Origin of the sequence: Streptomyces sp. NPDC058877, from assembly GCF_042742855.1 — a bacterium.
In the GTDB taxonomy this organism is placed as follows: Bacteria; Actinomycetota; Actinomycetes; order Streptomycetales; family Streptomycetaceae; genus Streptomyces.
The window spans coordinates 1-2,408 of sequence record NZ_JBHYMF010000362.1; the positions used below are offsets into that span (position 1 = coordinate 1).

3 protein-coding genes are annotated in these 2,408 nt (G+C 58.2%); all 3 read right to left on the reverse strand.

The features are described 5' to 3' along the window. The coding region (locus ACFW2Y_RS35490; protein WP_384887791.1) for a transposase at nucleotides 1-364 on the reverse strand (364 nt) is incomplete at its 3' end. 200 nt (nucleotides 365-564) lie between these two features. Continuing rightward, on the reverse strand, nucleotides 565-1,101 hold the full coding sequence (locus ACFW2Y_RS35495; RefSeq protein ID WP_384887793.1) for a hypothetical protein: 537 nt from the start codon (nucleotides 1,099-1,101) through the stop codon (nucleotides 565-567). Then, entirely contained in the window at nucleotides 1,095-1,619 is a 525-nt protein-coding gene (locus tag ACFW2Y_RS35500) for a DNA/RNA non-specific endonuclease (protein ID WP_384887795.1), read from the reverse strand. Before ACFW2Y_RS35500 ends, ACFW2Y_RS35495 begins: the two co-directional genes overlap by 7 nt. Nucleotides 1,620-2,408 lie beyond the last annotated feature (789 nt).

The window sequence follows — 2,408 nt, forward strand, 5'->3', positions numbered from 1 at the left end:
TCGTCCGACAACCCCGGACGCCCGATCCTCGCCACCCAGCAACACCTCCGGCAACCGTTCTACCTGGGATGTTGCACCGACCCATTGACCTCACCGTCGCTTTTTTCAGGATCTCTATCGTCTGCTGCTGTTCGCGGACCTCCTTGCGCAGCCGTTTGAGCTCCTCGCGCTCGGCGCTGGTCAGCTCACCGGGCTCGCCCTCGCCCCGGTCCGCCTTGGCCCGGCGGTACCAGCCGCGCAGGGACTCCGAGCTGATGCCGAGTTCCCGGGCCACCGCAGTGACCGTCTTGCCCGAGGAGTCGACGAGCGCGATCGCGTCCCGCTTGAACTCCTCGGTGTACCGCTTCGTGTACTTGCTTCCCACCTGGTGCTACTTCCTCTGGAACCTCAGGTCCCAGTCTCCAGGTGTCCACGATCAAGGGGAAGCTTCACTCCTGGGCATCACCAACAACCCGGACACCCAGGGAACTTGATCAAGCCCTGCCTGACCCCGCCCTGGACCAACGAGCAAGCAACCCATCAGTTCCGGCTCAATGACGACCCATTCCAGAACGCCCAGAACGCTCACTTCACCAAAGAGACGACTGAAGACTCGGCAACAATCACATTCGGCGGCAGTTCACCCGTATCGAGCGTTCCGTTGATCAGTCCAACGAGAAACTTGAGCAGGCCTGCCTCAACCTCCCACCAGGTGCCGTTGGCGCCACCGATAACAACGGTCCAAGAACTGGGATCTGGGTCGCGAGTCAGCCAGCAGAAGAGGTCGCCATCCAAAGATTGACCCCATGGAAGCAAGCCTCCTTTATTCGGATAGGGGGCATATCCTCCGGATGCCTGATCCTCAGCAAGGTAGGAAAGCGTCTCGAGCTCGTACCGGACGCCTTCGACGTAGGCATCTTCATGCCCGGAATCGGGGATCCATACGCGCAGGAAGTTCCCAACTTCAAACGCTGAAAATTTCAGTGAAAGTTCTTTGAAGTCTCGCGGAAGGTCGGTCCCCAGCTCGGTTGCAATATAACCCCAGTTCACCACCTTGGGCTCACTTAGGGTCAGACCCGAAAGACCGGGAAGGGCTTCGATCAGGTCACTAGGTGTCAGCATGTCGTCTGCCAATCCTGGTTGTTTTCAACTCTGACATCGAACAGCTTGCCGCGGGCAGTAAAGGCGGTCATCTGAATTCCCGTCGGAATCAAATTATTTCCCTTATATGCGAGGGTACCCGTATACTGAACCCAGTTCCCTGCAGCAAGCTCTTTCTTCATCTTTGTCTCACATCTTCTCATCCCGCTCTTGTTCATTCTGTCGCGACCAGGGAACAGATTTTCACTGCGTGCCGCACCATAGAATTCATCGCCGACGATATGGGTTTTATTGTAAGTGGCGAATCCGGGGCGAATTGAATTCTCGGCTGGCTTCGGCATTCCGGCCACGGATATTGAAGAAATGTTGATCCGCGGCCCCGGCTTGAGATCCTGTTTTCCGCACATCAAAACCGAGGCTCCCCGAGAGCGCTGTAGGGAATCGAGAGGGAAATAGTGATAACGCTCCTCCCTAGGCTTTTTGCATGGATCCTGATCGTCTTGGTTGGGACTATTGGGATTACCGGGATCTGTGCCCACGTAAGGGAGGTCTGTAGGTACTACATCGGGATTGAACGGATCTGCGTTACCGAGTATCCCGAGGATGCTCAGGCCATCGGTGATCAGATCCCAGCCATCACCGAGCTTCCAGCCAGCGTTGAGGAGGCCCCAGTCAACTTTGGGGATGGGGCGGTCAGGCGCAGGCTTCGGGTTCGGGCCAGCGTTGATGTTCGGGATGATCGGCGGACTCGGGGGAATTACGGGCGTGCCAGGGTTCGGGGTGCCAGGGCTCCCGGTACCCCCAGGAAGATACGGGCCCGCGCCAGAGCCAGGGGGTCGAGGGGGGGATCCAGGATGTGCAGGCTGGGGCTGTGGACGACCAGGCTTTGGCTTAGTCAAGGAACCACAGGAACTAGCACAGTCGGGGTAGATAGCATCTCCTCCAGGGGTCGGCGTTGAAGAGTTGCGCGTAAACCTGGTCTTGTATGTAGGTGAGAGTGCCTCCCCGATCATCCACCCGATCTTAAAGCCCAAGTTCCGTCTGCTTAGCGATCCACCTATTCGGTCGAGATTCCTCCCCAGTTGACGTCTCGTCGATTGATAGGGATTTGACGTCGGTCTTGCGAGTGTCCTCTCGCGCGTGAAAGTCATTTCTTGATGCCCGCTGGGGTCGATGTAATTGAGCGGTCCACCAATGGCGTAGCCATATCGGTTCGCTGATGCCGCGGGAGACCAGGGCTTGGGCGAGTTCCGGGGTCGGGCGGTTGGTCGGGCCGTGACCGGTTGGGGTGCATAGCGGAGCAGGCACGGGCTTCGTGATCATTGGGG

Bases quoted from the DNA above. Each gene is read 5' to 3' on its own strand.
- ACFW2Y_RS35495 (WP_384887793.1), bottom strand. From the start codon at position 1,101: ATGCTGACACCTAGTGACCTGATCGAAGCCCTTCCCGGTCTTTCGGGT.